Here is a 22,963-nt window from a genome sequence, read left to right as displayed (position 1 = left end):
CGCCCGGCCGTGCCGGGGTCAGTCCGCGGCCCGCGCCGCGGACTCGGGCGCCTCGACCCCCTCGGCCCGCTCCGGCCCGCGGTCCGCGTGCCCCGGCCACCATGCCGCGTGCCCGATCAGCGCGGTGAGCGCGGGGGTGAAGAACATCGCCATGACGAAGGCCGCGATGCCGATCCCGACCGAGATGGCGAACCCCATCTGGGAGAGCACGGTGTTGCCCGCCAGCATCATGGAGGCGAAGGTGCCTGCCAGGATCACCCCGGCCGCCGCGATGGTCGGCCCGGTGTGCCGGACCGCGAGCGCAGCGGCCTCCCTCGGCTCGACCCCGGCCCGCGCCTCCTCGCGCAACCGCGCCACCATGAGGATGTTGTAATCGGTACCGAGCGCGACCACGAACAGGTACATGATCACCGGCAGCGTGAAGATCAGCCCGGACTCCCCGCGCGCGTGCTGGAAGACCAGCACCGTGGCGCCGAGCGTCGCCGCGAAGCCGAGGAATACCGAGACCATGAGGTACCACGGCGCCACCAGGCTGCGCAGCAGCAGCCCGAGCACGATCATGATGAGCACCGCCGCCACCGGGAAGACGATCGAGTAGTCCCGCGCCATGGCGTCCTGGAAGTCGACGAAGATCGAGGTCAACCCGCCCACCGCGGCGGTGGCGCCGGCCGGCGCGGCGCCGTGCGCGGTCGCCCGCAGCGGCCCCTCGACGGTGGCGAGCGCGGCATCGGATTCCGGTGCGTCGGAGAGCGTGACCGAGAAATCGGCGATCGACCGGTCGGCGGAGAGCTTCGGCTCCGCCACCTGCCCGACGCCGGGCACCCCGGCCAGCGCGCTGCGGTAGGCGCCGAGCTGCTCGGCGGTGAGCGCACCCCCGCCGGAGCGCAGCAGCACGTCCGAGGGCTGGGTGGTGCCCGCGGGCATCCCCTTCACCAGTTCCCTGCTGTAGACGACGGATTCGGACTCCGCCGAGGTGGAGCCGGAGCTGAGGTCGAAGGTCGGGTGGAAGCCGAGCGCGAACACGCCGAGCACCAGCAGCACCCCGCCGGAGACCGCGGCGAAGAGCGCGGGCCTGGCGCCGAGCGCGGTACCGGCGGCCCGGAACCGGGTCCCGGTCGGCTCGTGCCGCCAGTTCTTCGACGGCCAGAACACCTTCGTTCCGAGCAGCGACACCACCGCGGGCACCAGCGTCAGCCCCGCGGCCAGCGCCACCGCGACGGCGATCGCCAGCGCGGGCCCCATCGCCCGGAACATGCCGAGCGTGGAGAGCAGCAGCGCGAGGAAGGCGATGATCACCGCGCCCGCGGCCGAGGTGATCGCCTCGCCGACCCGGGCGACGGCATGCACCATGGCGGTCTTCGGGTCGTCGCCCGCACGCAGCTGCTCGCGGTAGCGGAACATGAGGAACAGGATGTAGTCGGTGCCGACGCCGAAGAGGACGACCAGCAGGATGGCGCTGATCGAGGCGTCGATCTGCAGGTCGAAGGCCTTCGACACCGCGCCGATCAGCCCGTTCACCATGCTGGAGACCGCGCCGATGACGATGACCGGGAGCAGCGCGATCACCGGGCTGCGGAAGATCACCAGCAGCAGCACCAGAATCAGCACGATGGTGGCGACGCCGACGATGGCAAGCCCCTTCTCGCTGGATTCCTGCTGGTCCAGCACCTGCGCGGCCTGGCCGGTGATGCCGGCGCGCAGCTCGGTGCCGCTCACCCGCTCGCTCAGTTCCGCGCGCAGCGCCACCACCGCGTCGGTCTGCGCCGGATCGCTCGGGTCGGTCACCGTGGTCATCTGCACCGCGATGATCTGGATCAGCCGGTTCTCCGATGGCGGCACCGGCGTGAGCCCGGTGACGTCGGCGATCGTCGCCTCCCGCAGCTCGGTGCCGATGCGGAGCACCGCGGCGGTGTCCTGGTCGGTGAGCGGCGCGCCGTCGGCCCTGGCGAAGACGATGATCGCCGCGGGCGCCGAGCTCTCCGGGAACGCCTCCTGCTGGATCTCCATCGCCTGGATGGACTCGTAATGCGCGGGCAGGAAGGCGGATTGATCGGTGGTCGATTCCAGCGCGGGAGCCGCAGTCACGACCGCGACCGCCAGCAGCAGCCACAGCCCGATCACCTCGAGCGGATGATGGACGACTATCGCGCCCAGCCGTGCGAACATGGGCCTCGAACCCCTTTCGGAAACCGGAAATAGCTGAGCGGGAGCGCGATTCGCACGAGCGGAGCGCGCGGACGTGGCAACTCTACGACGCCGCGGCAGCGGCGGCGATGCCATGCTCGCAGAGCCGGGCGTGCCGCGCGAGCCGTTATCCGGACGGCCGAGCCCCGGGCGCGGGCGCCCGCCCCGGCGTCACACGACGAAAGTATCGTTTCCGTAAATTGAGAGTGATATTCTCCTGGGGTCGCGCAGAACCAGCATCGCGGAGGGTGAGCAACTGTGAGCAGCACCGCCGACGTCGAACCCGGGGTCGAGAACGCGGGGATCATCCCGGTCTACAACCCGTCCACCGAGCAGCGGATCGGCGAGGTCGCCGACTCGGACCAGCAGGCCGTCGACGCGGCGGTGGCGCGGGCGCGGGAGACCTTCGAGTCCGGCGTCTGGCGCAAGCTGCCCGCCGCGCACCGCGCCGACGTGCTGTTCCGCGCCGCGGAGATCATCAAGGCCCGCACCGACGAGCTCGCCGAGCTGGAGGCGCAGGACAACGGCATGAACGCCACCGCGGCGCGGCACATCATCAAGGTCTCGCAGGAGATGCTGGTGTACTACGCGGGCTGGGTCGGCAAGATCCACGGCGAGTCGGCCAACCTGGTCTCCGACGGCCTGCTCGGCACCTTCGAGAACTACCACACCTTCACCCAGCTGGAGCCGGTCGGCGTGGTCGGGCTCATCATCCCGTGGAACGGCCCGTTCTTCATCGCCATGCTGAAGGTGGCGCCCGCGCTGGCCGCCGGGTGCAGCGCCGTGCTCAAACCCGCCGAGGAGACCCCGCTCAGTGCGCTGAAGCTGGAGGAGATCTTCCGCGCGGCCGGGCTGCCGGACGGCGTGCTCACCGTGATCACCGGCTACGGCGAGACCACCGGCGCCGCGCTCACCGCGCACCCGGATGTGGACAAGATCGCCTTCACCGGCTCGACCGAGGTCGGCAAGCTGATCGTCAAGGCGGCGGCGGGCAACCTCAAGCGGCTCACCCTCGAGCTCGGCGGCAAGTCGCCGCTGATCATGTTCGACGACGCCGACCTGAGCAGGGCGATCATGGGCGCGGGCATGGGGCTGCTGGCCGGCTCCGGCCAGAACTGCTCCTGCACCTCGCGCATGTACGTGCAGCGCGGCATCTACGAGCAGGTGGTCGAGGGGCTCGCGGGCTTCGCCCGGATGCTCCCGATGGGCGGCAGCGAGGATCCGAACTCCGTGCTCGGCCCGCTGATCAGCCAGAAGCAGCGCGAGCGGGTCGACGGCATCGTGCGGGAGGGGGTGTCGAAGGGAGCGGAGATCATCACCGGCGGCAAGCCGCTCGACCGCCCCGGCTACTTCTACGAGGCCACCATCGTCACCGGCACCACCCCGGACATGCGGCTCATCCGCGAGGAGATCTTCGGCCCGGTCGGCTCGGTCATCCCGTTCGACGACGAGGACGAGGTGATCGCCGCCGCCAACGACACCCACTACGGCCTCGCCGGCTCCATCTGGACCGAGAACCTGGGCCGCGCGCACCGCGTGCTGAACGAGCTGCGCGCGGGCCAGGTCTGGGTGAACTCGGCGCTCGCCTCCGACCCGTCCATGCCGATCTGCGGGCACAAGCAGTCCGGCTGGGGCGGGGAGCGCGGCAAGAAGGGGCTGGAGTCCTACTTCAACACCAAGTCGGTCTACATCGGCCACTGAGCGCGGGCCCGCCCCGGCTCCGGCCGCTCAGGCCCGCCACTCCGCGGTCCGCTCGGCGCTCGCCTCCGCGAGCGCCGCCTTCGTGCGCGCGGCGTCGAAGTCCTTGCCGTACACCGGGGTTCCCGGGTGCCGGCGCCAGGATTCGGCGAGCGTGCCCGCGTCCACCGGGTCGAAGCCGAGCTCGTCCACGAGCGCGCTCACGACGCGCTTGGCCGCCGCGTCGTCCCCGGCGATCGGCAGCGCGATCCGGCCGGGCGCCCCCGCGGACAGGCCGTTCTCCAGCAGCCGCTTCCACCAAATTCGACATCCGTTGGCGTCGACCAGCCGATCTCCGGGCGGAGCAGGGAATTCTCGGCCTTGCTGCCGCGCGTCCGGTACGCCACGGCCCCGAACGCACGAACCGGTTTCGCGGCCGCCGGAGGGCCGCCTACCGTGCAGGGATGACGTCCTCCGACGAGCTGGCCCGGCGCCTCGACGATCTCGACCGGATCGAGGCGATCAAGCAGCTCAAATACCGGTACCTGCGGGCCTGCGACGCCAAGGACGCCACCGCCTTCCGCGCCTGCTTCGTGCGCTCCGGCGCGCGCATCGACTACGGCCCGCTCGGCGTGTACGACGACGCCGAGCCGATGGCGGCGCTCTTCGGCCGGGTGGCCCGGCACCGGGTGGACGGCGAGTTCGTGATCTTCGACATGCACCACGCCGTGCACCCGGAGATCACCCTGACCTCGGCCGCCACCGCCACCGGCGCGTGGACGCTGAAGTTCCGCCAGGTGAACCTGCTCGACCGCACCGAGACGCTGATGACCGGCGAGTACCGCGACGAGTACGTGCTGGAGGACGGCGCCTGGCTGATGGCGGCGAGCACGCTCACCGAGCGCTGGCGGCTGCGCCGCCCGCTCGGCCCGGACGCCGCGCTCACCCCGGGGACCTTCCCATGAGCCGGGAGGTCGAGCACACCCCCGACGGGCGGTACATCGTGGTCGACGGCCGCCGCTGGCGCGCCACCGACCCGCTCATTCCGGAGGAGCGCCGCGCCGAGTTGCAATCCATCCTCATGGCGTGGCGGCGTGAGGTGCGGCGCACCGAGGGCGCCCGCGCGGCGCGGGACGGCGTGCAGGCGGTGAAGGTGGCGCTCGGTGAGCGCGGCACCCCGTGGTGGGAGCAGTCCGAGGCCGAGCGCCGGGCCCGCTGGGAGGCGGAGGTGGTGGGGCCGTGAGCACGGTGCGGCCCCCCGGGCGCGCGGGGTGGTGGCGCCCGTGAGCACGGTGCGGGTCGGTGCCGAGGTGCTCGGGTGGACGGCCGTGCTGGCCGGGGCGGCCGGGGTGGCGCTGCACTACAGCCCGTTCGACGCGCGGCTGCCGGTGCTGGCGGCCGCGCTGGCGCCGTACCTCATGCTCGGCGCCGTGCTCGCCGCGCTGCTCTTCGCCGGGGTGCGGAGCTGGGCCGGTGCGCTGGTCGCCGTCCTCGTGGCGGGGGTGGCGGCCTGGACCCAGGCGCCGCTGTTCACCGGCGGCGCCGTTACGGGCTCCGGCCCTGAGTTCACCGTCGCCCAGGCCAACCTGCTCTTCGACGGCGCCGACCCCGCCGCCTTCGTCGGCGCGGTGCGCGAGCGCGAGGTCGACCTGCTCACCGTGAACGAACTCACCCCCGCCGCGCTGGACGGCCTGGCCGCCGCCGGGCTGGACGCCCTGCTCCCGCACCGCTACGTCTCGCCGGGCCGCACCGCGTCGGGCACCGGCATCTGGAGCCGTTTCCCGCTCACCGGCACCGTCGAGTTCGACGGCTTCGTGCTCAACCAGCTCGGCGCCACCGCCGAGATCCCCGGCGCGGGCCCGGTGGCGGTCTTCGCCCTGCACCCGGTGCCGCCGGTCTATGGCATCGACGTCTGGGCGGGGGAGCTGGAGCGACTGCGCGCCCTGGTCGAGCGCGCGCCCGCCGACCGCCCGGTGGTGGTCGGCGGCGACTTCAACGCCACCCACGACCACGCGCAGTTCCGGCGCTGGCTCACCGGCCGCCTCCGGGACGCCGCCGAGCAGTCCGGCGCCGGGCTGCTGCGCACCTACCCGGCCGACAAGCGGTACCCGCCGCTGGTCGGCATCGACCACATCCTCCTCGCGGGCGGCCGGGCGCACGGCGTGGAGACGGTGGCGCTGCCCGGCGCCGACCACCGCGCGCTGGTCGCGCGGGTGCGGCTGGACTCCTGAAACGACCGCATTTCGAACTCGGTTCTGTTAGCTTCTCGGTGGCTGCCGAGAACGGCGTGCCGAACGGACGAGGAAGAAGCCGGACAGTGTTGAATCTCCTTCTCGCGACGCTCAATATCGTGCTGAGCAGTCTCAGCGCGGCGTAGCGCGCCCGGACGGCGCCCCGGCCGGTGCGGGCGGGGCGCCGTTCTGGTCAGGAGACGAGGCCGTCGTAGGCGGCGAACACGACCTCGAGCCCGCGGCCGTAGCCGTCCTGCCAGAGCACCTGGTTCATGGTGTAAGCCACCGCCATCCGCTGCTCGGCATCGGCCAGCACCACCGAGCCGCCCCAGCCGCCCCACGAGCAGGTGCGGTTCTCCAGCCGGTAGCCGAGACCCCAGCGGATGGGCTGCCCGAGCACCAGGTCGGTCCCGGCGAACTGCTCGTCGAAGACCCGCTCCGCGCCCGCCGCGGAGAGCAGCCGCTTGCCGCCCACGCTGCCGCCGCAGGCGAGCACCGACTGCACCAGCGCGACCGAGCGGGCATTGCCGTGGCCGTTGATCGCCGGGATCTCCGCGCGCCGCCAGGCCGCGGTGTTGGCGTCGGAGACGCCGACCGGGAAGCCGTCCGGGCTGTCCCCGGTCGGGTCGGGGACGAGTTCGGCGACCCGGTGGTCGTGCTCGGCCGCCAGCCCGATGTGGAAGTCGGCGCCGAGCGGCGCGGCGACCTCGTCGGCGAAGAACCGCCCCACGCTGCGGCCGCTGACCCGCGCGATCACCTCGCCGAGCAGGAAGCCGAAGGTGACGGCGTGGTATCCGGCCACCGTCCCCGGCTCCCAGGCGGGCGCCGGCGCCGCGAGCGCCGCGGTGACCGCGGGGCCGTCGTAGAGCTCGGCGGCGGTGATCGGTCTGCCCCAGTCCGGCAGCCCCGCGGTGTGGCCGAGCAGGTGCCGCACCCGGACCTCGCCCTTGCCCGCCGCGGCGAACTCCGGCCAGTACCCGGCAACCGGGGCATCCAGCTCCAGCTCGCCGCGGTCGGCGAGGAGCAGCGCGCAGAGCGCGACCATGGTCTTGGTGGTGGACCAGACGTTCACGATGGTGTCGCGCTCCCATGGCAACGTGCGCGCCGCGTCCCGGAAACCGCCCCAGGCATCCAGCACCGGATCCCCGTCGGCACCGAGTCCCGCCGCCACCTCGCCCGGCCGGCGGCGGGCGCCGCGTACCCTGCCCCCATGCCCGAGCCCCCACCCTTCAGCCCCACCATCGCCCTCCTGACGGTGGCCAGGGTGTGGGACGCGGCCTACGCCGACGCGCTGAAACCGCTCGGGCTGACGACGCGCAAGTACGGGCTGCTCGGGCATGTGCGCGGCACCCCGGGGATCTCGTTCAGCGAGCTGGCGCGGCGCTCGCGCATCACCGTGCAGAGCGCGCACACGGCGGTCAGCGGGTTCGTCGCGGCGGGGCTGGTGGACGACGGGACGGCGCAGCCGGGGGCGGCGTCGACGCTGCGGGTGACGGCGGTGGGGGAGCAGCTGCTCGCGCGGGCTGCGGCGGTCGTGGCCGGGCTGGATGCCGAATTCGCGGCGCGGCACCCGGAGCTGACCGAGGGGTTGCGCGCCGAGCTGCGCCGGATGACCTTCAGCTAGACTGAAGGAATGAGTACGAAGCTCCGGCACTACCTGCGCAGACCACCGGCGGTGAGTGCCCCCGAGGCGCTGCGGCTGGTGGCCGACGGCGCGCTGATCGTCGATGTCAGGCGCGAGTTCGAGTGGAACCGCACGCACATCCCCAGGTCGGTGCACCTGCCGCTGGAGGTGCTGCTCGACCGCTGCCCCGAACTGCCGGAGGATCGGCTGCTCATCGCCTTCTGCACCGGCGGGCTGCGCTCGGCGGGCGCGGCCAACCTACTGGTGGAGAACGGCTTCGACGCGGTGAACATGAGCGGCGGGCTGATCCAGTGGCGGGCGGCGGGCGGCGCGCTGACCGGCCGTGGCCGGGAATCGGTGGAGTAAACCCGCGCCGCTGCCCACGGTTCGGTGCGGGCTCCCGGCGGTAATCCCTCTGACCTGTAACTTTCCTCGATTCGGGTGACCAAGCCCCATTAACGTCGCTGGGGCGTCGGGGAAGGCCCCCGGTCGCGTTCGAGAAAGAACGGGGAGAACGATCATGGGTCTTGTGGAACTGCTGCTCGAGCTGCTCGGCGGCCTCGGTGACCTGCTCTTCGGTGAGACCGGCTCCTCCTGAGCGCTCGACCACGTACCACCCGCCCCCGTCCGGATACTCCGGGCGGGGGCGGTGCCATTTCCGCGGTAACCGGCCGCGCGCGGCCGCGGTTCCGTATTGTTGCGGCATATTTGCCGTATGCGCAGGAGGGAGGCGAGCATGGGATCGGAATGCGCCGATGTGGTCGACGGTGAGCTGGTGCGGGCCTCCGCGCGGCTGGCCGAGCTGGCCGGCTGCCGGGTGCACCTCGTTCGCACCGGCCCCGCGAATGGGAGCGGCGCCGTCGACACCATGACCGTGCGCTGGTGGGACGGCCTCACCACGGCTGGAATGCGCGAGCTGCTAACAGATTTCGAGCCGCTCCGGCCGGACTCGCGGAGCGTCCCGCTCTGCTTCGAGCACCGCCTCACCTCCTGGGGCCGGGCGGTCGGCGCGCTGCGCTGGCTGGACGAGGACCCGCGCCGGGCCGGGCTGCACGAGGCCGTCGTCGCGCAGATGGCGGCCGAGCAGGTCGCCTACCCGGACCACGGCGCGCCGCACTGGCAGCAGCGTGCGAGCGGGTTGCTGTCGCTCGGTCCGCGGGAACGCCAGTTCACCCTCTCCGCGCTGCGGCTGCTGCTGCAGTGCGCCCGCGCCGACGGCTGGGACGGCGCGCAGGAGTGGCTCGACAGCCTGGCCGGCGGGACCCGGGCCTGCCTGCGCCTGGTGCGCTGAGGACCGCACCGGCACCGCGACGAGCCGCGCCACCCCCATCGGCGAAGTCGATCTCGTCGCGCGGCGGCGCGGAGCCCGGCCGCATCGCGACGCCGTCGCTCGACCTGACCGGCGCGGCCCCGCTCACCCCGCGAGCACCAGCGGCATGACCCGCCGCACCTGCTCCCGCAGCGCCTCCAGCGCCTCCGCCCGCCCGCTCAGATACCCGAGCAGCGCCTGCTGGAACAACCCGTCGAGCATGCCGTACGCGGTATTCGGCGACATTCCGGGCGCCACCCCGGAGAGCGCGGCGTACCGGGTGACGACGTGCCAGATCATCTCCTCCAGCAGCCGGTCGATCTGCCCGACCGCCTCGCGCAGGCTCTCCTCGAACATGCTCTGCGAGCGCAGGTCGTACCAGAGCCGGTGCATGGGCGCCTCGTCCACGATGGTCTCCACCAGTTTGTCGGCGAAGGCGGCGACCAGCCCGCCGGGGGTGGTGGCGTCGGCGATCACGCCGTCGTAGCGGGTGACGCAGGTCTGCTTGTACTGCATGACGCAGTAGACAATGAGCTGCAGCTTGTCCTGGAAGTAGTAGTGCACCACGCCGTGCGAGAACTCCGAGTTGTTCGCGATCTCGCGCAGTGACGACCGGGCGTAGCCGAGCTCGCCGAGCGTGCGCAGCGCGGAGTCCGCGAGCGCGCGGCGGCGCAGGTCGTGCTTGTCGATCGGGTTGGCGCGGGGCATGGCCCGAGTTTAACCGGTTGTCTTGACGATTGACCAGCAGAATCTTGACGCTTGACCGAGAAAGTCTTGACAACTGTCATAAAATGATGGAAATGTGTGACCCGCATCACCTCGTAGAAGGAGCGCAGATGACCCACATGGACCTGACCGGCCGTTCCGCCCTCGTCACCGGCGGCGCGCAAGGACTCGGCGAAGGGATGGCGCACGCGCTGGCCAGGGCCGGGGCGAGCGTCGTGATCGCCGATATCCAGGACGATCGCGGCGCCAAGCTCGCCGAGACCCTCGGCGCAGGGCACGGTTTCGTGCATCTGGACGTCACCGACGATGCCTCCTGGGAGGCCGCGACGGCGTCTGCGGTGGAGCAGCTGGGCGGGCTGGATATCGTGGTCAACAACGCGGGTGTGGAGATCACCAGCCTGCTCGCCGACCTGGACCCGGCCGGGGTGCGGACGATGCTGGACGTCAATGTGCTCGGCACCGCGCTCGGCATCAAGCACGCCTTCCGCACCATGCGCCCCGGCGGAGCGGCGGGCAGGGGCGGGTCGGTCGTCAATATCGCCTCGGTGGCGGCGACCATCGCCTTCCCGGCGATCGCGGTCTACTCCGCCACCAAGTCGGCGGTGGACCGGCTCACCAGGGTCGCGGCCATGGAGAGCGGCAAGCTCGGCTACGGGGTCCGGGTGAACTGTCTGTACCCGGGGCTGGTGCCGAACGAGATGGGCGCCGGGCTGGCCGACGATGTGGCGAGGCTGGGGCTCTTCGGCTCGCCGGAGGAGGCGGTCGGCGCGGTCGTCGAGCTCACCCCGTCCGGGCGCTTGGCCGCCACCGAGGACATCGCGAACGCGGTGGTCTTCCTCGCCTCCGACGCCGCCGCCTTCGTCAACGGCGCCGGCCTGCCGGTCGACGGCGGCATGGGTATGTGACCCCTCCGACCAGGAAGCGAGACCATCATGACCAGCAGCAAGCCCGTCGTCGTCTACGGCGCCTCCGGCTACACCGGCCGCCTCGTCTGTGAGTACCTGCGCGAGTACGGGATTCCGTTCCTGGCGGCGGGCCGGGACAGCGGCAAGCTGAAGAGCTCGATGGAGACCAATGTCGCGGGCATCGAGACCGCCGACTACGAGATCGCCGAGGTCGGCCACGAGGTCGCCGCGCTCACCGAGCTTTTCCGCGGCGCCTCGGTGGTGTGCAATACCGTCGGTCCGTTCAGCTCGTTCGGCCCCGAGGTGGTAGAGGCGTGCCTGGGCGCGGGTGCCAACTACCTGGACACCACCGGCGAGCAGGACTGGCTCATCACCTGCGACGAGAAGTACGGCGCCGATTTCGCCGCCGCCGGGCTGCTGCTCGCACCCGGACTGGCGCACATGTACACCACCGGCGAGATCGCGGCCGAATTGTGTTTGGCGAAGCCCGGTCTCGACTCGCTCGATATCGCGGTGTTCTGGGGCGGCTCCCCGACGATCGCCTCCACCCGCACCATTCTGGTGAACGCCGCCACCTCGCGGGCGCATTATCTGCAACAGAACGGCTACGTGGAGTTCGATCCGAACCAGGGGCTGGTGCCGCTGGTGGTGCCGGGGCAGCACGAGCTGGCCATGTCGCTGCCGTGGGGCGGCACCTCGCACCCGGTCTGGTACAAACGCGACCCGCGGGTGGCGAATTGCAAGGCGCAGGGCGGCGTCTTCAACGCGGCGCTGATGAACGGCGTGCCCCAGATCGTCGCGCAGGCGCTGGAGGCCACCAAGGACATGGACCCCGAGGAGCGGGACGAGGCGCTCACCGCGACCGCCGCCCAGGTGATGAATGTGATGCCGCCGCGGGAGAACCCGCGGCTGAACAAGTCGCTGGACTCGGTGCACGCGTCCGGTCCGCTCGGCCGCGCGCACTGCGTCATCCACGGCAACCAGAACTACAAGCAGACCGGGCTCCTGCAGGCCTTCGCCGCGTCCTACCTGCTGCAGCAGCCGCCGAGGCGCACCGGGTTCGCCTCCGGCTGCCAGGCGTTCGGGCACCGCGAGCTGCTCGGCCAGCTGCGCGCCTTCGGCCTGGTGGCCGAGCCGGTGCTGACCCACCAGGCGAACTGATGCGGCTCGCCGACTTCCTGGACAAGGGGGCGTCGCTCGACCCGGGCGCCCCCTGTCTGGTCTGCGACGACGTCACCGCGAGTTACGCCGAGGTGCTCGAGCTCAGCGGCCGGGTAGCGGCGGCGCTGGTGGCGCGCGGGGTTGCGCCCGGAGACAAGGTCGCCATCCTCTCCGCCAATGACCCCACCGCCTTCACCTGCGTCTTCGGCATCAGCAGGGCCGGCGCCGTGTGGTGCCCGATCAACCCGCGCAACGCCGCCGCGGAGAACCGGGACTTCCTGCAGCTCACCGACTGCTCGGTGCTGATCTTCCAGGGCTCCTTCGCCCCGCTGGTCGCCGAGATCAGGGCGGCGCTGCCCGCCCTGCACACCCTGGTGTGCCTGGACGACACGGCCCCGGAGACGCTCGGCTGGGACGAATTCCTCGGTGCTGCGGGCGAACCCGTCGACCGCCACGCCCCCGACGACATCGCCATGATCGCGGGCACCGGCGGCACCACCGGCAGGCCGAAGGGGGTGCTGCTCACCGGCGCCAACCTGGAGGCCATGACCGCGATCACGCTCATGAGTTACCCGTGGCCGGAGGACGGCACCCGCCCCCGCTACCTGGCACTGACCCCGCTCACGCACGCCGCCGGGGTGCTCTGCTTCCCGGTGCTCTGCCTCGGCGGCTCGATCGTGGTCATGCGCGCGCCGGACGTCACCGGCTTCCTCGACCACATCGAGCGGCACCGCATCACGCACACCTTCCTTCCGCCGACGCTCATCTATCCGGTCCTCGACGATCCGTCGCTGGTGAGCCGCGATCTCACCGCGCTCCAGTGCTTCTGGTACGGCGCCGCCCCCATGTCGGCGGCGCGGCTGGAGGAGGCGCTGCGCCGCATCGGCCCGGTCATGGCGCAGCTCTTCGGCCAGACCGAGGCGCCCATGATGGTCTCCACCATGGCCCCGCGGGACCACTTCGACGACAGCGGCTCCATCGCCCGCGCCCGGCTCGCCTCCGCCGGACGCCCGTCCCCGCTGGTCACCGTCGCCATCATGGGCGAGGGCGGCAGGCTGCTCCCGGGCGGCGAGCGCGGCGAGATCGTGGTGCGCGGCTCGCTCGTCATGCGCGGCTACTACAAGAACCCCGAGGCCACCGCCGAGGCGTCGGCGCACGGCTGGCACCACACCGGCGATATCGGCTACCTCGACGCCGACGGGTTCCTCTACATCGTGGACCGGGCCAAGGACATGGTCATCACCGGCGGCTTCAATGTCTACTCCGCCGAGGTGGAGCAGGCGCTCATGGCGCACCCCGCGGTCGCCGACTGCGCGGTGGTCGGGCTGCCGGACGACAGGTGGGGTGAGCGGGTCACCGCCGTGCTCACCCTCCGGCCGGGCAGCACGGTCGACTCCGCGGAGCTGACCGCGTTCGTCAAGGAGCGGATCGGGAGTGTGAAGGCGCCCAAGCAGGTGGAGGTGTGGGCGGATCTGCCGCGGTCCACGGTCGGGAAGGTGTTGAAGACCGAGATCAAGCAGCAGTTGCTGGCCGGCGCCTAGCGCGGGACCACGCCGCCGATCGGGCTGCCGCCGATACAGACGGTGGTGCCGGGGGTGCGGGAGCGGGCCTCGAGTCCGTCGCCGCCGCCCGGCACGCGGGCGTAGACCGTGCCCGGGCCCTTCAGCACCGGGACCCGGATGGCGGGGCCGCCGGGGAAGCGGAGGTCGAGCTCGCCGGGGGCGGAGGCGACGTAGTTGAGCTGGACGGTCCATTCGGCGGGGAGGAGCGGGCCGTCGGCGGGAATCGGGGTGATGCGGCCGGTGACGAGGGTGCCGCAGCCGGGGACCGGGCCGGGGAGGGCGTAGCGGACCGCGAACAGGTCGGCCGGGATGAGATGGCCGCTGTCGTCGAGGATTGTCAGTTCGGTCGTGGTGGCGCCGATTTCGGTGCGGTCGGGGAGCGCCGCGAAGACGTGGCCGGTCAGGTTGTTGGGGTAGGCCACCGGGAGCAGGACCCAGACCGAGACGGCCTGGTCGAGCAGGGGGACCGCCGGGCGGGCGGTGAGGGCGGCTTCGGCCTGGGTGAGGTAGGCGCGGGTGGGGTTGTCGGTCCAGGCCGTGGTGAAGGTCGCGGTGGACCAGAGCGATCCGGCGATGAAGAGCGCGGCGGCGGGGGCGGCGAGCAGTCGGTGCCTGGAGGTCGTTCCGGTCCCGAGGCTCGCTGCGGTGTGGCCGGGCGAGCTGCGCTGGGCAGCGGCGGCCGCACGCGGGTGCGGCGCGGGGGAGTCCGGCGGAATGGGTGCCGCGCGCCGGCGAGTCCGGCGTGGCGCGGCCGGCACGAGGGCGGCGGCGAGCGCGATCACCACCGCGGAATCGGTGTGGTACCGCAGCGTGCGGGCGAGTTCGTAGGCCGTCTCGTCCCCGGACCGGGTGACGATCATGGCCGCCGTCGACACCGCGACGTACCCGGCCGCCGCCGCCCACACCCAGCCCGTCCGGTGCCGTGTGCGAACGGACCACACCAGCGCGGCCGCCGGTACCAGCCACGCGATGATCACCAGGGCGAGCGGCGGATCGGCCCACGGCGGACTCGGATTCCACCGCTCCCATCCCCACGGCCCACCGAGCAGTGTGGGAAGCACACCCCACGACACCCCGTGATTCGCCAGCTCCACGACCATGTCCGCCCGTGGCATCGTGAACCGATCACGCACCAGCACCACGTACCCGACGGCCCACACCGCGAGCACCGCCGCCGCCCCCCGCCACAGCGGCGCCGCGCGCCGCCACGCGGTCCGGCCCTCGGCGGCCAGCACCACCGCCAGCGCCACGAACGGCACCAGCACCGCCTTCTCGAAGAACAGCAGCGCGACAGCGGTCACCGCGACCCCGGAGACCGCGTACCGCCGCTCCCCGGTGCGCACGAGCCGCAGGGCGTCCCCCGCCACCCAGGCCAGCGCCGCCTGCATCGGCAGCGAGTTCAACCCCGCCGCCCACCAGGCGAAGGCGGGCAGCGTGAGCGGCGTGAACAGGTAGAAGACGAGCGGCCCGAGCAGTGCCCACCGCGGCAGCAGCAGCCACAGCACCCGCACGACAGCCAGCGATGCCACCGCCTGCCCGACCACCAGGGACAGCGCCGCCGGCCACCACTGCAGCGGAAACAGATCGGTGAGCAGATGCGCGACGGCGAAGGCCCCCGGCATGAGATGCCCGTCGTGGTCGTACCCGAGGAACTCCGCCGAGAACAGCGGATACTTGCCCGACCGCCCGATCAGGATCAGATCGTCCCAGTAGAAGTACCCGCGCGCGACCACAGCGGCCCGCACGGCCACCTGCACCGCGACCAGCAGCAACGCCACCATCAGCACCGGCCGGAGCCGCGACCGCCCGGTGCCGCGGGCGACCGGCGCCGGAGCGGCAGCGATCACAGCCATGGAGCGGGACCTGACGCGGGCGGCAGCACGGCTCCGATGGTGGCACGGCGGTGCCCCCGCGGCCGATCCGCCCCCGGATGATCGGCCGGAACGGTGATTAAGCTGGGCCGGGTGACTGCCGCGCTGATCCGGGTGACCGGAGATCTCGACTCGGTGACCACCGTCGGCCCCGAGGACGATCCGGCCGACGCCGGGCTGACCCGCGCCGATATCGCCGCCGTCTGGGAGTCGGTGCGCGACTGGTACCGCCTCGGCACCACCCCCGCCATTCAGCTCTGCCTGCGCCGCAACGGCCGGGTGGTGCTGAACCGCGGCATCGGCCACGGCTGGGGCAATGCCCCGGGGGACGCCCCCGACGCGGAACGCGTGCTGCTCACCACCGCCACCCCGTTCTGCGGTTTCTCCACCGCCAAGGGCGTCGCCGCCGCCGTCACCGCCCTGCTGATGGAGCAGGGCGCCTTCGCCGCCGACGACCCGGTCGCCGACTACCTGCCCGGCTTCGCCGCCAACGGCAAGGGCGCGATCACCATCGGCGACGTCCTGACCCACTCCGCCGGAATCCCGTTCATCACCCCGCCCTACCGCGGCTCCGAGCTGATCGTGGACGAGGAGCTGGCGCTGCGCGCGCTGGCCGACCTGAAACCGGCGTGGCCGCGCCGCCGCTTCCGCGTGTACCACGCGCTGACCAGCGGGTTGATCCAGCGCGCCGTGGTGCGCGCCGCGACCGGCAAGCGGATCCGCGACCACCTGGCGGAACAGATATTGACCCCGCTCGGTTTCCGCTGGACCAATTTCGGCGTCCCGGCGGAACAGGTCGACGCGGTGGTACCGAGCGTGAAGACCGGCCCGCCGGCATCGAAGGCCTCGGCCTACCTGGCCCGCAAGGCGCTGGGCGGGGGAATGAGCGGCGCCATCTCGGCGGACGCCGTGCGCGGCTTCCTCACCGCGGAACTGCCGTCCGGAAACCTGGTGACCACCGCCGAGGAACTCTCGCGATTCTACGAAATCCTCACGCGCGGCGGCGAATCGGACGGTGTGCGGATCATGGAGCCGGATACCGTGCGGGCGGCGGTCGCGCCGGCGCCGTGGCTGCCCGGCGCGGCCGGGCGGGTGAGCCGGGCCGGGTTCGAGCTGGGGGCGCGCCGCTCCAAGTTCGGCAGGCATACCGAGGCGCACTTCGGGCGCAGCGGGCTCACCACCCAGTACGGCTGGGGCGACCCCGCCCGCGGACTGTCCGGTGCGGTCCTGACCAATGGCAAGGCCACGACCGACACGGACCGTCCGTGGCGGCTGGTCGCGCGGATCTCCGCGCGCTTCGCCCCGCTGCCCGCCGGGGAGCGGACCTTCGACCCCTGAGGTCTACAGGCAGATATTGATGCTGACCGGCGGCGGCACCGGGATATTGATGCAGACGGAGACCGAGCCGGCGACCGGCGCGGCGGCCGGGGTGTCCGCGAGCGCGGCCGGTGCGGCGAGCGCCCCGGCGGCCAGTGCGATCGCGGTGACGGCGGATGCCCTGCTGACGGTTCTGAGCATGATCGTTCCTCGATGGTGGTGCGGACGGTTGACCGTCCGATCATGCGCCGCCGCCGCGCGGCGGGGCAAGGGGGTTGCGGGCGCGGGCCAGCCGGCAGTCCGCTTCGCGCCGCTGGTCACGCACTACGTTCGGCGAGTCCGGACGCAGGTCGGAGGGGCGGCCGCGGTGGTAACGCGCCGAAAATCGGGAAGTGTGGGGAACTACCGTTCGCGATACGGCTGTCCGAGGTGATCGGTCACCGGCATGCGCGAGCGACGGGCGAGTGCGAAGAGACTACGAGCCATGGGGGATCACCTCGAATCGGAATCGGCGCGTGCGGCGCGCATGGCGAAGGAACGTCGGAAGCGGGGAAGCGGGGAGTGGAAATCCGGTGCCGCACCCACGGGCGGCGCATGACGGAGTCAGGGCGCTCACCCGAGGGCGGCGGCGACCGCCTTCCCGGTGTTCGTGATCATGGGAACAAGGGTGACACGGGATCGCGCTCGGGCGCAATCCATTTCCGCGCGGCCTACCCGGAGCCGGGTACGCCGAGGTTGCGGATCCAGTTGTCGTCGTCGAACAGGATCGCCTCGGTCAGCGCCTCGATATTGTCGTCGGCGCCGAGCGGCGCGAAGAGTTCGGGTTCGTTGGGGTCGTCGAAAGGATTCGTCATACCGGTCGGAATCCCGCTCGGGCCGACGGGCAAACCCGATCCCGGGCAGGAACCGGGTCAGCCCCCTTGATGGCCGGAGCGTCAGCGCCGCCCGGTTGGCGGGGCGAATCCGGGGTAACGCTCCGGCTAGCCGGGCAGCCGGTGCGTGCGTGAAGGAGTGATCTGCGGTGTTCGTCGTTCGTGGAAGCCGTGGAGTCGTCTCCGACACCGAGCAATTGGTGATCGACTGGCTGCAAGCCGGGGAGTTGCCCGGGATCGCCGTCTCCGGGTGCCGGTTACCCGCGCTGGGCGGGCTTCGGAAGGTGCTGCGTACGGGGCTGGACACGGATCTGCTGGTGTTCACGCCGCGTTCGTGCGTGGTGATCGATATCGAGATGCCCGCCGAGCCGATGACGGGGGAGATGCAGTGCCCCGCCGAGGAGCCGTGGCGGATGGCGGGGGTCGCCGGGGATCCGATCGCCGTGCGGTTGCGGGATACCAATCCGCTGGATCGGCTGACCGAGACGGTCGAGGCGGTGAAAGCTGTTCTCGACACCGGGGATTCGGCTGCCGAAGTGCTCGGGTTGCTCGTTGTGGTGCCGTTCGCGGGGGTGCCGATCACCATGAACGTGGATCGGGAGGGGTTGCCCGCGGGTACCGATGTCTTGCTCGCGGAGGATCCGCATCAGCTGTACGAGCGGCTGGCGGCGGTGGATCAGGTGCGGGCGGTTTCGTGGACGGCGGAGGGGGTCGGGGGGGCGTTGGATGTGCTGGTGGGGGAGCAGCACGGGCTCACCGACGAGCAGCTCGTCGCCGTGGGGTTTCCCGCGGCCGGCTCGTCCGCGCCCGTTGCCGCTTCGGCGGTGGCCGGTCCGGCCGGCATGCCGGCGGCCGCGGCAGCCACCGCGCCCACAGCGGGAGCCGTTGCCCCTCCGGCGCCGGCGGCAGCGGAGCCTCCTGCGGGAGCGAGCGGGGTGCGGCCGGCCGCAGGGCCGGAGGTATCGGGGGCCGCGACCGGTTCGCCAGTGCCGCAGCCGGCCGCCGGAACCGTTCCCGCGCCGCCTGACCCGGCGTCCGGCACCACCGGACCGGGGCCGGCCGACCCTGCTCCGCCCGCGGGAACTGCCCCGATCCCGGCCGAGCCGCCGGCCGGAGCGACCACCGAGGGTCCGCATGCGGACCCGAGCTCCCCTCTGCATTCCGTTGCCCGCGAACGCAGCCCCCTCACCTCCATCCTGCTGGCCCTGCTCGGCCTGACCGCCTTCGGCACCGCCCTCTGGCTGTTCAGCCAGTGCGCCGCCGCGGACGACGCCGCTCCGGGGGAGAGCACGCCGCTCCCGGTCCAGACCGTCGCGGACCGCCCCGAACCGGTCCCCGCACCCCCGCCTGCCTCGCGAACCGTGACCTGCTACCCGTTCCAGCCGGGTTGCTGACCGGTCGCACTCCCTCCGCGGCGTCGGCGTCGGCCCGCGCCACCGCGGCACGGGCGTCGCGGAGAACGGCACCGGCGGCGGCCATTTCGTGCCGCCGCGACCTCACCCGGCTGTGACCCGCTCGGAATCCAGCGCCGCCATGTGCTCGGCCGGATACCGATCCCCGGCCACCTCCCCGGCCGGCATCGCCGCCTCGACCGCGGCCAGCTGATCGGCGCCGAGCTCCAGCTCCGCCGCCCCCAGCGCCTCCGCGAGCCGCGCCCTGGTGCGAGCGCCGATCAGCGGCACGATGTCCCCGCCCCGCGCCGCGACCCACGCGATGGCCACCTGCGCGACGGTGGCGCCGAGCCCCTCCGCGACCGTCCGCAGCGCCTCCACCAGCGCGAGATTGTGCGCCAGGTGCTCGGCGCCGAAGCGCGGGCTGTGCGGGCGGAAATCCCCGTTCCCGCCGGACCCCGGCCGCCAGTGCCCGCCGATCAGCCCGCGGGCCAGCACGCCGTACGCGGTGATGCCGATCCCGAGCTGCCGGCAGGTGGCCAGGATGTCGCGCTCGACCCCCCGGGTCGCCAGCGAGTACTCGATCTGCAGATCCGCGATCGGCCGCACCGCCGCCGCCCGCCGAATCGTCGCCGACCCGACCTCGGAGAGCCCGATGTGCCGCACGTACCCGGCGTCGGCCAGCTCCCCGATGGCGCCGATGGTCTCCTCGATCGGCACGGCCGGATCGAGCCGCGCCGGGCGGTACACGTCGATGTGGTCGGTCCCGAGCCGCTGCAGCGAATACGCGACCGCCGCCTTGACCGCCTTCGGCCGCGCGTCGATTCCGAGGAAGGCGCCGTCCGGCCCGACCTGCGGGCCGAACTTCACGCTCAGCTGGTACCGCTCGCGCGGCACCCCGCGCAGCGCCTCGGCGAGCAGCAGTTCATTGTGGCCGGTGCCGTAGAAGTCGCCGGTGTCGAGCAGGGTGATGCCCGCGTCCAGGGCGGCGTGCACGGTGGCGATGCTCTCGCCGCGGTCGGCCGCGCCGTAGACGCCGGACATGCCCATGCAGCCGAGGCCGAAGGCGGAGGTGGTCGCTTTCCCGAGGTTCTTGGTGTCCATGCGGCCAGTTTCCGCTCGGCGTCGCGGTGCGGGCAGGACGCGGGCAACCAGGGACTCGCGATCCCTTCCAGCGCGGGCCGCGCTGCGCCAGACTGGCGAGATGGACCGTGATGCGCTGGCCCAGTTCCTGCGCCGCCGCCGGGATGCCATCCGGCCGGAGGAGGTCGGGCTTCCGCCGGGGGTGCGGCGGCGGACCAGTGGGTTGCGGCGCGAAGAGGTGGCGCAGCTGACCGGCATGTCGGTCGACTACTACGGGCGCCTGGAGCAGGCGCGCGGGCCGCAGCCGTCGACGCAGATGGTGCGGGCGCTGGCCAGGGCGCTGCGGCTCACCCAGGACGAGACCGATCACCTGTACCGGCTGGCGGGGCACGCTGTGCCGGATCGCGGCGGGGTGGCCACGCATGTGCGGCCCGCGCTGCTGTATGTACTGGACCGATTGCAGGACGCGCCGGCGTTCGTCTGCACCGATACCGAGGTGGTGCTGGCGCGCAATCACCTGGCGCGGCTGCTCATGGGCGATATCGATGGGTTGACCGGGCTGCCCGCCAGCGCGATCTGGCGGTGGTTCACCGACCCGCGCTCGCGCGAGCTGGTGCCGCCGGACGAACGCGAGGAGCACAGCCGGGTCCGGGTGGCGGATCTGCGGGCCGCCTGGGCGCGTCGGCGCTCCGATGCCGATATGCGGGAGCTGGTGGACGGGTTGCTGGCGTGCAGCCCGGAGTTCGCGGCGCTGTGGGCGCGGCACGAGGTGGCGGCCCGGCGAATGCAGCGCAAGACCTTCGCGACCCGGGTCGGGGCGATCACGCTGGACTGCGAGGTGCTGGCGGCGGCGGACGGGCAGCATCTGGTGGTGCTGACACCGCCGGCCGGGTCGGCGGCGCTGGAGCAGTTGCGGCTGCTCGCGGTGGTGGGTGCGCACGTGGTGGGCTGACCAGCCGGAGGACATCGCGGTTCGCCCCCGATACTCACCGGACTCGCCGCAGCTCGAAAATCCGGAACCGCCGCCCGGCCGCCATCTTCTCCTCCACCCGATACCCGGGCCAGAACTCCACCGCCGCCGCCCAAGCGGCCTCCCGCGCGGATCCCGCCAGTTCGGACACCGTCACCGTGAACACCTCGTCGCGCAGCCGCACCCGAGCCGACGACGCCGCTCGCAGATTCGCCGACCACACCGGATGCTCCGCGTTCCCCCAATTCGACCCGACGAGCAGGAAATCCGCCCCGTACGGCACGTACAGCAGCGACGTCTCCCGCGGCACCCCGGTCTTCCGCCCGGCCACCGTGAGCCGCAGCGTCGGCAACCCGGCGATATCGAGCACGCCGAGCCGGTTCCCGCTCACCCCGCGCAGCACCCGCTCGGTGGCCAGGACGAGCGGGGCGGTGCGCATGACCCATGGCTGACGGCCGAGCCAGCGGGCCAGAGACGGGAGCGGATCGACGGGCACATTCCGGTTTTCCCACCGGCGGCGGCGCGAAACGGCCCGCCCGTAGAGTCGGGTGCGAACGGGAAGGAGGACGGATGAGCCGGGTTCTGGTCGTCGGCGCGGGAGTCGGCGGGCTCGCGGCGGCGCTGCGGCTGCGGGCGCTCGGGCACGAGGTCACCGTGCTGGAGCAGGCGGCGGAGGTCGGCGGCAAGCTCGGGGTGCTCGAACTCGACGGGTTCCGCTTCGACACCGGGCCCTCGCTGCTGACCCTGCCGCACGTGCTGGCGGAGACCTTCACCGCCGCGGGCACCGCGCTGCACGACGTGCTGGAGCTGCGACGGCTGCCGATCGCGGCGCGCTACCGCTTCCCGGACGGCACCGAGCTGGACATGCCGGGCACGCTCGCCGAGATCCCGGCCGCCCTCGACGCCGCGCTCGGCCCCGGCCGCGGCGCCCAGTGGTCGGCACTGCTGCGTCGCGCGGAGCAGATCTGGGACGTCACGCGCGAGCCGTTCCTGGAATCCCCGATGGGGCTGCGCACCATGATCGGCGGCATCGCCACCCCGCGCCAGGTGCGCACCGTCGCCCCCTGGCAGACGCTGCGCGGCCTCGGAAACCGCTACCTCGACGACCCCCGCCTCCGCCTCCTCCTCGACCGCTACGCCACCTACACCGGCTCCGACCCGCGCCGCGCCCCCGCCGCGCTGGCCTCGGTGCCCTGGAGCGAGCAGGCCTTCGGATCCTGGTATGTGGCAGGCGGATTGGGCCGGATCGCCACGGCGCTGCGGGATCGCCTGCTCGAACTCGGCGGCGTGCTGGAGACGGAGGCCGAGGTGGTGCGGCTGGTCACCGACGGCGGCCGGGTCGCCGGCGCCGTACTCGCCGACGGCACCCGGCGCGCGGCCGACCTGGTGGTCGCCAATGCCGACGCCGGGCAGGTCTACGGAAAGCTGCTCCGAACGGGCGCCGCCCGGCGCGCCGCCGCCCGCCTGCGCCGCGCGACCCCGTCGCTCTCCGGCTTCGCCCTGCTCCTCGCCCTGGACGACCCGCCACCGCTGCCGCACCACTGCGTCCTCTTCGCCGAGGACTACGACGACGAATTCGACTCGGTCTTCGGCAGGCGCGGCCCGCTGCGCCCGGTCCGGCGCCCCACCGTCTATATCAGCGCCCCCGACGACCCGGCCATCGTGCCGGGGCCGGGCACCGGCGCCTGGTTCGTGCTGGCGAACGCGCCCCGGCACGCTCCCGAGCACGACATGGACTGGGAAACACCGGGACTCGCCGACCGCTACGCGGACCGGCTGCTCGACCTCATGGCCGAGCGCGGCGTCGATGTGCGCGAGCGGATCCGGCACCGGGCGATCGTGCACCCGGCCGAGCTGGAGCGGCGCACCGCCACACCGGGCGGCTGCATCTACGGCTCCTCCTCCAACGGGCCGCGCGCGGCCTTCCTGCGCCCGGCCAATACCGCGCCGGTGCCGGGGTTGTACCTGGTCGGCGGCTCGGCGCACCCGGGCGGCGGGCTGCCGCTCGTGCTGCTCTCCGCGCGGATCGTGGCGGGGCTGGTCGGCCCGGCGCGGGACACCGATTGCGGATAGGGTTTCG

At 72.6% G+C, this 22,963-nt stretch carries 22 protein-coding genes and 1 pseudogene; 14 read left to right on the top strand and 9 right to left on the bottom strand.

From position 1 onward, the window contains the following. Window positions 1–18: 18 nt before the first annotated feature. The gene (locus tag NH2_RS25135) at window positions 19–2,166 is read right to left on the bottom strand and encodes an MMPL family transporter (RefSeq protein ID WP_067659411.1); all 2,148 of its coding nucleotides are present in this window, start codon (window positions 2,164–2,166) and stop codon (window positions 19–21) included. A 276-nt stretch (window positions 2,167–2,442) separates the two neighbouring features. Here NH2_RS25135 and NH2_RS25130 point away from each other — a divergent pair, with 276 nt between their 5' ends. Next, entirely contained in the window at window positions 2,443–3,885 is a 1,443-nt protein-coding gene (locus tag NH2_RS25130) for an aldehyde dehydrogenase family protein (RefSeq protein WP_067659409.1), read from the top strand. 27 nt (window positions 3,886–3,912) lie between these two features. Here NH2_RS25130 and NH2_RS25125 read toward each other — a convergent pair. Next, window positions 3,913–4,185: pseudogene (locus NH2_RS25125) on the bottom strand (NAD(P)-binding domain-containing protein); the annotation flags it as partial. A 140-nt stretch (window positions 4,186–4,325) separates the two neighbouring features. Between NH2_RS25125 and NH2_RS25120 the strand changes: the two are divergent. The 3 genes from NH2_RS25120 to NH2_RS25110 are packed head-to-tail and all read left to right on the top strand — an operon-like array spanning window position 4,326 to window position 6,092. Further along, window positions 4,326–4,826, top strand: coding sequence for a nuclear transport factor 2 family protein (locus tag NH2_RS25120; protein ID WP_067659406.1), 501 nt, complete (start codon window positions 4,326–4,328; stop codon window positions 4,824–4,826). Then, complete coding sequence (locus tag NH2_RS25115) at window positions 4,823–5,104, top strand: hypothetical protein (RefSeq protein ID WP_067659401.1); 282 nt, start codon at window positions 4,823–4,825, stop codon at window positions 5,102–5,104. Before NH2_RS25120 ends, NH2_RS25115 begins: the two co-directional genes overlap by 4 nt. A 40-nt stretch (window positions 5,105–5,144) precedes the next feature. Further along, window positions 5,145–6,092: an endonuclease/exonuclease/phosphatase family protein gene (locus NH2_RS25110; RefSeq protein WP_369690065.1), complete on the top strand. Its 948-nt coding sequence runs from the start codon at window positions 5,145–5,147 to the stop codon at window positions 6,090–6,092. Between the two features lie 193 nt (window positions 6,093–6,285). On the opposite strand, the gene NH2_RS25105 is transcribed toward NH2_RS25110, so the two are convergent. Next, entirely contained in the window at window positions 6,286–7,431 is a 1,146-nt protein-coding gene (locus NH2_RS25105) for a serine hydrolase domain-containing protein (RefSeq protein ID WP_281202062.1), read from the bottom strand. Between NH2_RS25105 and NH2_RS25100 the strand changes: the two genes are divergently transcribed. The 3 genes from NH2_RS25100 (at window position 7,384) to NH2_RS25090 (ending at window position 9,007) form a co-directional block, all read left to right on the top strand. After that, complete coding sequence (locus tag NH2_RS25100; protein ID WP_281202064.1) at window positions 7,384–7,716, top strand: MarR family transcriptional regulator; 333 nt, start codon at window positions 7,384–7,386, stop codon at window positions 7,714–7,716. The genes NH2_RS25105 and NH2_RS25100 overlap by 48 nt on opposite strands. 9 nt (window positions 7,717–7,725) lie before the next feature. Continuing rightward, a complete protein-coding gene (locus tag NH2_RS25095) occupies window positions 7,726–8,082 on the top strand; it encodes a rhodanese-like domain-containing protein (RefSeq protein WP_067659393.1) in 357 nt (118 codons plus the stop codon). A 370-nt stretch (window positions 8,083–8,452) separates the two neighbouring features. Then, window positions 8,453–9,007 (top strand): hypothetical protein, encoded by a 555-nt coding sequence (locus NH2_RS25090; RefSeq protein WP_067659390.1) that lies wholly within the window; start codon window positions 8,453–8,455, stop codon window positions 9,005–9,007. Window positions 9,008–9,130: 123 nt separating this feature from the next. Here NH2_RS25090 and NH2_RS25085 read toward each other — a convergent pair whose 3' ends face one another. Next, a complete protein-coding gene (locus NH2_RS25085; RefSeq protein WP_067659387.1) occupies window positions 9,131–9,733 on the bottom strand; it encodes a TetR/AcrR family transcriptional regulator in 603 nt (200 codons plus the stop codon). A gap of 128 nt (window positions 9,734–9,861) precedes the next feature. Between NH2_RS25085 and NH2_RS25080 the strand changes: the two genes are divergently transcribed. Genes NH2_RS25080 through NH2_RS25070 form a run of 3 tightly spaced genes read left to right on the top strand, consistent with a single transcriptional unit; the run spans window position 9,862 to window position 13,358 of the window. Further along, window positions 9,862–10,656, top strand: coding sequence for an SDR family NAD(P)-dependent oxidoreductase (locus NH2_RS25080; protein ID WP_067659384.1), 795 nt, complete (start codon window positions 9,862–9,864; stop codon window positions 10,654–10,656). A gap of 27 nt (window positions 10,657–10,683) precedes the next feature. Further along, window positions 10,684–11,817, top strand: coding sequence for a DUF5938 domain-containing protein (locus NH2_RS25075; protein ID WP_067659381.1), 1,134 nt, complete (start codon window positions 10,684–10,686; stop codon window positions 11,815–11,817). Beyond that, window positions 11,817–13,358 (top strand): acyl-CoA synthetase, encoded by a 1,542-nt coding sequence (locus NH2_RS25070; RefSeq protein ID WP_067659378.1) that lies wholly within the window; start codon window positions 11,817–11,819, stop codon window positions 13,356–13,358. Before NH2_RS25075 ends, NH2_RS25070 begins: the two co-directional genes overlap by 1 nt. Here the strand turns inward: NH2_RS25070 and NH2_RS25065 are convergent. Further along, entirely contained in the window at window positions 13,355–15,232 is a 1,878-nt protein-coding gene (locus NH2_RS25065) for a hypothetical protein (RefSeq protein ID WP_067659375.1), read from the bottom strand. The two genes, NH2_RS25070 and NH2_RS25065, sit on opposite strands and share 4 nt — an antisense overlap. 111 nt (window positions 15,233–15,343) lie before the next feature. Here NH2_RS25065 and NH2_RS25060 point away from each other — a divergent pair, with 111 nt between their 5' ends. Further along, window positions 15,344–16,588: a serine hydrolase gene (locus tag NH2_RS25060; protein ID WP_245650751.1), complete on the top strand. Its 1,245-nt coding sequence runs from the start codon at window positions 15,344–15,346 to the stop codon at window positions 16,586–16,588. Window positions 16,589–16,591: 3 nt separating this feature from the next. On the opposite strand, the gene NH2_RS29320 is transcribed toward NH2_RS25060, so the two are convergent. Together NH2_RS29320 and NH2_RS29045 are read right to left on the bottom strand one after the other, a co-directional pair. Further along, window positions 16,592–16,768, bottom strand: a complete 177-nt coding sequence (locus NH2_RS29320) for a hypothetical protein (protein WP_169811533.1) — start codon at window positions 16,766–16,768, stop codon at window positions 16,592–16,594. A gap of 509 nt (window positions 16,769–17,277) precedes the next feature. Next, a complete protein-coding gene (locus NH2_RS29045) occupies window positions 17,278–17,421 on the bottom strand; it encodes a hypothetical protein (protein WP_157103961.1) in 144 nt (47 codons plus the stop codon). Between the two features lie 218 nt (window positions 17,422–17,639). On the opposite strand from NH2_RS29045, the gene NH2_RS25055 reads away from it, so the two are divergent. Then, entirely contained in the window at window positions 17,640–18,833 is a 1,194-nt protein-coding gene (locus tag NH2_RS25055) for a hypothetical protein (RefSeq protein ID WP_157103960.1), read from the top strand. 102 nt (window positions 18,834–18,935) lie between these two features. Here the strand turns inward: NH2_RS25055 and NH2_RS25050 are convergent, their stop codons facing one another. Further along, a complete protein-coding gene (locus tag NH2_RS25050) occupies window positions 18,936–19,934 on the bottom strand; it encodes an aldo/keto reductase (protein WP_067659369.1) in 999 nt (332 codons plus the stop codon). Window positions 19,935–20,034: 100 nt separating this feature from the next. Here NH2_RS25050 and NH2_RS25045 point away from each other — a divergent pair, with 100 nt between their 5' ends. Beyond that, window positions 20,035–20,865 carry a helix-turn-helix transcriptional regulator gene (locus NH2_RS25045; protein ID WP_067659366.1) on the top strand — a complete coding sequence of 277 codons (831 nt, stop codon included), beginning with the start codon at window positions 20,035–20,037 and terminating at the stop codon, window positions 20,863–20,865. Window positions 20,866–20,899: 34 nt separating this feature from the next. On the opposite strand, the gene NH2_RS25040 is transcribed toward NH2_RS25045, so the two are convergent. Beyond that, complete coding sequence (locus NH2_RS25040; protein WP_067659363.1) at window positions 20,900–21,322, bottom strand: nitroreductase family deazaflavin-dependent oxidoreductase; 423 nt, start codon at window positions 21,320–21,322, stop codon at window positions 20,900–20,902. 131 nt (window positions 21,323–21,453) lie between these two features. On the opposite strand from NH2_RS25040, the gene NH2_RS25035 reads away from it, so the two are divergent. Continuing rightward, window positions 21,454–22,956 (top strand): phytoene desaturase family protein, encoded by a 1,503-nt coding sequence (locus NH2_RS25035; protein WP_067659359.1) that lies wholly within the window; start codon window positions 21,454–21,456, stop codon window positions 22,954–22,956. The last annotated feature ends 7 nt before the right edge of the window (window positions 22,957–22,963 follow it).

The organism is Nocardia harenae NBRC 108248 (genome assembly GCF_001612885.1).
GTDB classification, from domain to species: Bacteria; Actinomycetota; Actinomycetes; order Mycobacteriales; family Mycobacteriaceae; genus Nocardia; species Nocardia harenae.
The sequence above is the reverse complement of the archived record's forward strand: the minus strand, read 5'-3'. Positions and strand labels throughout refer to the sequence as shown.